This window comes from Pseudoalteromonas sp. SR45-5 (assembly GCF_014163565.1).
Lineage (GTDB): Bacteria > Pseudomonadota > Gammaproteobacteria > Enterobacterales > Alteromonadaceae > Pseudoalteromonas > Pseudoalteromonas distincta.
Genome location: NZ_JACJDN010000142.1, coordinates 1 through 7,594, shown reverse-complemented (window position 1 = coordinate 7,594; position 7,594 = coordinate 1). Strand labels below are relative to the sequence as shown.

Here is a 7,594-nt window from a genome sequence, read left to right as displayed (position 1 = left end):
GGATCAATAGCCGTACTTAGACTTTTTGATGTACCCACCTTATTAAATATGAGCTACCAATCAAGCCTAATTGTGACCATTATTACAGTGGGCTCAGTTGGGGCTATTTATGCTGTATTTGGTGGTTTAAAGGCGGTTGCGGTATCAGATACTATTAATGGTGTTGGGTTACTTATCATTGGTATTTTAGTGCCAACACTGGGCTTAATTGCATTGGGTGATGGTAGTTTTTCAGAAGGGTTAAGCACCCTAGTAAACACCGACACAGAAAAGCTCAATGCTATTGGTAGTAGCGATGATCCCGTGCCATTTGGCACTATTTTTACAGGGATGATCTTAGCTAATTTGTTTTATTGGGGCACTAATCAGTATGTGATCCAGCGTACATTGGGCGCTAAAAACTTAGTTGAAGGTCAAAAAGGGGTGTTGTTTTCAGGGTACTTTAAAGTGCTAGTACCGTTTATGATGATGATCCCTGGCGTTATTGCTTACCATCTTTATAAACACGAAAGCCTGCCAACTATCGATTTAGCTTACCCACATTTGGTAAAAGAAGTGCTTCCACAGTATTTATCTGGCTTCTTTTTGGCCGTATTGCTAGGTGCTGTATTTAGCTCATTTAATTCATTGCTCAACAGCGCGGCGACCTTATTTTGCTTAGATGTTTATAAGCCAATGAAAAAAAATAAGGTAACAGACAGCCAACTTATAAAAGTAGCCAAAATTACCAGTATTGTTATTGCCATATTGTCGTTTATAACTGCGCCATTATTGATGTTTGCGCCTGAAGGTTTATGGCACATTATTCGTGTGTTTACAGGTTTTTACAACATTCCGGTCATCACAATTGTATTGGTTGGTTTGTTTACTCGAAAAGTGCCTGCACTGGGCGCTAAAGTCGCGATTATATTCCATATTATTGCCTATACCTTGCTTAAATTTGTATGGGATGTAGACATTAACTTTATTCATATTTACGCCATTTTGTTCTTAATTGAATTGGCAATAATGTTGGGTATTGGTTACTACAAACCCCTTAAAACACCATGGCAATTTACACGCAAAGCCGAGGTAGACCTAAATCCTTGGAAATACGCACTACCTTGCGCAATTGTATTAGTAGGCTTGATTGTTAGCTTGTATATATTGTTTTCGCCGCTCGGATTGGTTGGTGGAACCAGTGTGTACTTTGTACCAAGTTTAGTTGCTGTTTGGTCTACTGTTTTAGTGCTTAGCTGGTGGAGTGTACGTCGTTGGCAGGTTCGTTACGAAAATAGTTTAGCGCATATTGGGATTCCAAAGGCCGTATAACATACGGCTGACTCCTCATTACTTAATTTAAAATTACATTTTATTCACATAATGATTGCATTAGTAAGATAGTTTGTTTAAATTTAAAGCTCTTATATAAGATATAAGAGCTTTAAGGGAAATATCACACACTGACACCGCTTTTTAGCAACCCACACAATTGCTAGCGCGGTACCACACAGCACACACGCACAATATGGAGAATGACATGAGAGCTAAAAAGTCCGTCTTAAGCTTGGCAGTCACGTTAGCAATGACAACCGGTTTAGCGCTTAGCGCGCAGGTACATGCACAGCAAGAGCAAACCGAACAAGAACAACAAAAAACAGAAACAGCTAAAAATGATACATTTGAAAAAATAGTCGTTACTTCACAAAAAAGAACGCAAAGTTTAAACGAAGTACCTGTTGCGGTATCGGTACTTAATAGCGATCAAATTAATTCAGCTTTTGCTAATAACATGGAAGGCTTACAGTCGCTTGTTCCTTCGGTTAGCTTTAGAAAAGGCACCACAACCCGTAACTCAGCGCTAACAGTGCGCGGTATTGGTACTATTTCATTTAGTATTGCTGCCGAGCCAAGTGTAGCAACTGTTGTTGATGGCGTGGTGCTTGGCCGCTCGGGTCAAGCATTTGCCGATTTATACGACGTAGACCGCATTGAAGTATTACGCGGGCCACAAGGTACATTGTTTGGTAAAAACGCCTCAGCAGGTGTGGTAAACATAACAACAAAAGATCCCTCGTACGACACAACAGGCAGCGTAGAAACCTCGTTTTATCAAGATAACGAATACCGTTTTAAAGGCGTTATAAGCGGCGGTTTAACCGACGACCTAGCGGCAAGCCTAACGGTATTTAAAGGTAAATTTGACGGTTACATTGATAACGTTTACAACAACGAAAAAGTAAACGGTTACGACCGTGAAGGTGCACGTGCTGTATTTAAATACGAGCCAGAGGATGACTTAAGCGTAAAATTTATTGCTGAATTTTATAACGCTGACGATGATTGTTGTGCCGACTTAGAAGCACTACCAAGTGGCCGTAATCCAGATTCAAAATCAGTACCAAATAGTAACGGTATTGTTGATGGCGTAGCCGATATTGATTTAGACCAACGCAGCGTTGATCACGATTACGAGTCGCGCACAATTGACGAACATAGCGCGTTTTCAGTACAAGTTGATAAAACAATTGGCGACTATACATATACTTCAATTACAGCGCAGCGTTCGTGGGATAACACAGAGTACCGTGAAGGCGACTTTACCTCTATTGCTGGCGACAGCAGCGAGCCGGTATTTGACGCGCCGTTTCAATTACACGATTTAGGTGCACAGCAATGGGATCAGTTTTCGCAAGAATTTAGAGTTACATCAAACCTAGCTGGGCCATTTAACTATGTTGCTGGCTTATTTTATTGGAACATGAATTCACAACGTAACTTTACTCGCGATGCTAGTTGTCAAAATAATGGTGGCCAGCTTGATAGCGCAATGGCTTTTTACGCGCAAAATAACTTATCGGGCGCTGAACTTGATGCAGCACTTAACGACCTAGATGGTTACACACAAGGTCTAGGTGTTAGCTGTAACGCAAACGATATTGTATCGGCCACTGCTTTTATGAGCACAGAATTTAACAACTGGGCCGCTTTTGCCGACGGTACTTACGATTTATCTGAAGATTTACGCGTATTATTTGGTATTCGTTACACCGACGATGAAGTGTCGTACACGCATCGCCGTGTAAGTAATGATGTGTATGGCCGCACCGGTGTAGGTGTGCGCCCAGCAACACTTAATACAGATGATGAAGGCAAAGCCGAAGAAACCAACGTATCGGGTCGTTTAGGTATGCAATACGATTTAGGCGATGGTCAAATGGTATACGGTACTTACTCGCAAGGTTACAAAGGCCCTGGTTTTAATATTTATTATAACTTTAACCCAGACACCGATAGTCGCGAAATAGCACCTGAAGAGTCTGACGCTTATGAAATAGGCTACAAATACGCAAGCCGCGAATTTGTATTTAACATGGCGCTTTTCAGAACCGAAATTGAAGGCTTTCAAGCTAACAACTTTGACTGTTCAGACGGCACTTGTATTACGCGCTTAACCAATGCGGGTGATGTAAGTACGCAAGGTGTTGAAGTTGACTTTATGTGGGCTGCAACAGAGTCGCTAACCCTTACTGGTGGTGTTGCTTACATTAAAGCTGAAATTGACGAGTTTAATTGTCCGGCAGAGGTAGCCGCTGGTTCGTGTACTGACCGCTCAGGTTTAGATGTACCATTTTCGCCAGATTTAAAATACTCACTAACGGCTGACTACTTTATTGAAACCGACCATGGCTTTAACGTACATATTAACGGCTCTTACATTTACACCGACGAGCAATACTCAGACCTACCAGACAACGTAGGCGAATTTAATCCAGCTGCTTTATTACCAGATTACGGTATTTTAAACGCAAGTGTGGGTTTATCGTTTAAAGATGACGCGTTTAGAGTATCACTTATTGCTAAAAACTTAACCGACGAAAGTTACGCAACAACCTACAGTGGCGATAACTTCCGTTATCAAATTCCGCGCGATGCAGAGCGCTACTTTGGGGTATCGTTTAAAGCACGTTTTTAATATTTAAATAACTCCCTCAATAATTTCCCTTAAAAGCGCAACGTTTAACACGTTGCGCTTTTTTTGTGACTTATTTTTGTAATAGTTTGGTCATCTTACTTTCATTAAAATTACCTTTATCAGTCACATCTGTTTTCTATAGTGCAGCGGTTGATCTTTTTTGTGTTTACACATTTCAAAAAATAACCACTAAACAATGGGAATTACGGATGAAAATTAAAAAAGTCGCTGCGGCAATCGCGCTAACATTTGCGTTTAGCGCAGTTAGCCATGCTGATGTACTACCGCAAAGCCAAAAAGACAGCAGCTGGTATAGCGCTGCGCAAACTAAACTAACAACAAAAACAGCACAAGCGCAGGCTACACAAGCCACTAAAGCTAAAAACGTTATTTTATTTGTAGGCGATGGCATGGGTATATCTACTCTTACCGCCGCGCGTATTTTGCAAGGGCAGCGTAATAACCAATCTGGCGAAGAAGGTTATTTAAGCTTTGAAGAGTTCCCATACTCTGCACAAGTTAAAACGTATAACGTAGATGCACAAACTCCTGATTCAGCCGGCACGATGACGGCTATTATTTCGGGTGTAAAAACCGATGTGGGCGTTATTGGTGTAGATGAAGATATTGAACGCGGCGTGTGTTCAACAGTAGCAGGTAATGAGCTAATTACCGCGACCGAATTAGCTGAAATTAAAGGGCTATCTACCGGTATTATTTCTACAGCACGTATTACGCATGCAACCCCTGCTGCCACGTATGCTAAATCGGCTGACCGTAACTGGGAAGACGTATCCGATATGCCAGAAGATGCCGTAACGGGTGGCTGTGAAGACATTGCATCGCAACTTGTTAACTTTGAAAAAAACCTAGAAGCACGATTTGTAGGGACCAACGTAGACGGTCTTGATTTTGTAATGGGTGGCGGTCGTCGTCATTTTTTACCAAAAGACGAAACAGCTAACTCAACAGATGCAGTAAGCGCTATTGAAGGCGACCGCACTGACGAGCGCAACCTAGTGACTGAGTGGCAAACACAATACCCAGATGCTACGTACGTAATGGATCAAACAGGCTTTGATGCAATAGCAGACGACGCCACTAAAGTATTTGGTTTATTTAACGAATCCCACATGCAATACGAAGCTGACCGCGCAAACGATGTAGCGGGCGAGCCTTCGCTTACCGATATGACCACTAAAGCAATTGAAGTGCTTGGTAAAAACGATAACGGATTTTTCTTAACGGTTGAGTCGGGAAGAATTGACCACGCGCACCACGCAGGTAATGCATACAACGCGCTTAACGACACCATTGAGTTTGCTAAAGCCGTGCAAGCTGCGGTAGATAACACCAACCCAGAAGAAACCCTTATTTTAGTAACCGCCGATCACAGCCATGTATTTACTATTGCTGGCTACCCTAAGCGTGGTAATCCAATTTTAGGTCAAGTAGTTGCAGTAGGCGAAACTACTCCAAGCCTAGCCGCCGACGATATGCCGTACACCACAGTAGGTTACGCAAATGGTTTAGGCTTTAGAAACTTGGGCAGTGAGACTGATGCGGATGCAAGTTACACAAGTGCTGCTGTTGCAGGGCGTGTTGAGCTAAATGGCGTTGATACAACGACCCCAGGTTTTCACCAAGAAGCAACTGTACCAATGGGCTCAGAAACACACGCGGGTGAAGATATTTCACTGCATGCAAAAGGTCCAGGTGCTCAGCTAGCACAAGGCGTAATTGAACAAAACGTAGTGTTTCATCTAATTAATCAAGCTCTTGAACTAACTCAGCAATAATGGCGGCTAACATGAACAAATTAACAGTACTTTCTTTAGCAGTAATGGTCGCGCTAGCAGGTTGCTCGAGTGACGATAACAAAAATGAAAATAATATTATTGCAGTAGATAACGCTATTGCAGTGGGCTCTGATCAGTGCATTAATGGCGGTGTAGAGACTCAAGTAGGCGCAGATACCAATAATAACGACGTGCTAGACAGCGACGAAGTTAACTCAACTAATTTAGTGTGTAATGCACCTGCAACGTCGCTCACAAACGAGCAATTAGCCTCGCTTACTAGTAATGCATGGTTTAGTGAAGCACAAACAAAATTAGGTGCTGCACAAACAGCCAGTAGCAACATTGTTACTGAATCAGGCAAAGCTAAAAACGTTATTTTATTTGTGGGCGATGGTATGGGTATTTCTACCATAACCGCAGCACGTATTTTAGCGGGTCAGTTAGAGGGCGAAATGGGTGAAGAGCACCAGTTAAGCTTTGAAACTATGCCTTTTTCGGGCTTTGTAAAAACATACAACGTAGATGCGCAAACGCCAGATTCGGCAGGCACTATGACCGCAATGGCATCGGGTGTTAAAACCGACGCGGGCGTTTTAGGTATAGATGAAGCGGTTGAACGTGGTAATTGTGCATCAGGCAAAGGGCACGAACTAGTTACCTCATTAGAGCTTGCTGAAATTGCAGGTAAAGCAACAGGGATTATTTCTACAGCGCGTATTACTCACGCAACCCCAGCTGCAACGTATGCTAAATCGGCAGAGCGTAACTGGGAAGATATCTCCGATATGCCAGAAAGTGCCGCAACGTGTGAAGATATTGCATCGCAACTAGTTAACTTTGAAGCCAACCTAGAAGCACGCTTTAGTGGTGTTGATGTAGACGGTATTGACGTAGTAATGGGCGGCGGTCGTCGTCACTTTTTACCAAAAGATGCCGCGTTTAATTCAGCCGATGCAGTAAGTGCTGTTGAAGGGGATCGTACAGATAACCGCGACTTAACCGCAGAGTGGAAAACGCAATATCCAAATGGCACGTACGTAATGGATCAAACCGGTTTTGATGCAATAAGTGACGACGCCACTAAAGTGTTTGGCTTATTTAACGAATCCCACATGCAGTACGAAGCTGATCGAGCAAACGATGTAGCAGGCGAGCCTTCGCTTTCACAAATGACCGAAAAAGCAATAAACGTACTTGATAACAACGAGCAAGGTTTTTTCTTAACGGTTGAGTCGGGTCGAATTGACCACGCGCATCATGCGGGTAACGCTTATAACGCGTTAAACGACACTATTGAGCTTGCCAAAGCCGTTAAAGTGGCGATGGAAAACACCAACCCAGAAGAAACATTAATAGTTGTAACTGCCGATCACAGCCATGTATTTACCATTGCCGGTTACCCTAAACGCGGTAACCCAATTTTAGGTAAAGTGGTTGCAGTAGGTGCAACTGAGCCAAGCTTAGCTGCCGATGATATGCCTTATACAACGGTTGGTTACACCAATGGTGGTGGTTTTAGAAACCTAGGCAGCGAGACTGATGCCGATGCAGGTTATGCGTTTGCACCGGTTACAGGGCGTGTTGATTTAACAGATGTTGATACAACAACACCTGGTTTTCATCAAGAAGCACTGGTACCAATGGGCTCAGAAACACATGCCGGTGAAGACGTAGGCGTTTATGCAATGGGACCAGGTGCACACTTGGTAACAGGCACAAACGAGCAAAGCTTTTTATTCCATGTAATGGACTTTGCCGCTGACTTTGTAAAAACAGCAGACGAAAAGCTAGCGCAATAAATACCGGCTAGTTATAAATTTAGTTAAATATATCTAAA

At 42.8% G+C, this 7,594-nt stretch carries 4 protein-coding genes; all 4 read left to right on the top strand.

Features of this window, described 5'->3' with window-relative positions; all coding sequences use genetic code 11:
- On the top strand, positions 1-1,311 hold a 1,311-nt coding region (locus tag H5072_RS07535), incomplete at its 5' end, for a solute:sodium symporter family transporter (protein WP_182693163.1).
- Between the two features lie 208 nt (positions 1,312-1,519).
- On the top strand, positions 1,520-3,955 hold the full coding sequence (locus H5072_RS07530) for a TonB-dependent receptor (protein WP_182693162.1): 2,436 nt from the start codon (positions 1,520-1,522) through the stop codon (positions 3,953-3,955).
- A 209-nt stretch (positions 3,956-4,164) separates the two neighbouring features.
- Complete coding sequence (locus H5072_RS07525; RefSeq protein ID WP_182693161.1) at positions 4,165-5,754, top strand: alkaline phosphatase; 1,590 nt, start codon at positions 4,165-4,167, stop codon at positions 5,752-5,754.
- An 11-nt stretch (positions 5,755-5,765) separates the two neighbouring features.
- Positions 5,766-7,556, top strand: a complete 1,791-nt coding sequence (locus tag H5072_RS07520) for an alkaline phosphatase (RefSeq protein WP_182693160.1) — start codon at positions 5,766-5,768, stop codon at positions 7,554-7,556.
- The last annotated feature ends 38 nt before the right edge of the window (positions 7,557-7,594 follow it).

What these genes read in the sequence shown, in the direction of transcription:
- H5072_RS07530 (WP_182693162.1), top strand. Translation starts at nt 1,520, where the DNA reads ATGAGAGCTAAAAAGTCCGTCTTAAGCTTGGCAGTCACGTTAGCAATG.
- H5072_RS07525 (WP_182693161.1), top strand. Translation starts at nt 4,165, where the DNA reads ATGAAAATTAAAAAAGTCGCTGCGGCAATCGCGCTAACATTTGCGTTT.
- H5072_RS07520 (WP_182693160.1), top strand. Translation starts at nt 5,766, where the DNA reads ATGAACAAATTAACAGTACTTTCTTTAGCAGTAATGGTCGCGCTAGCA.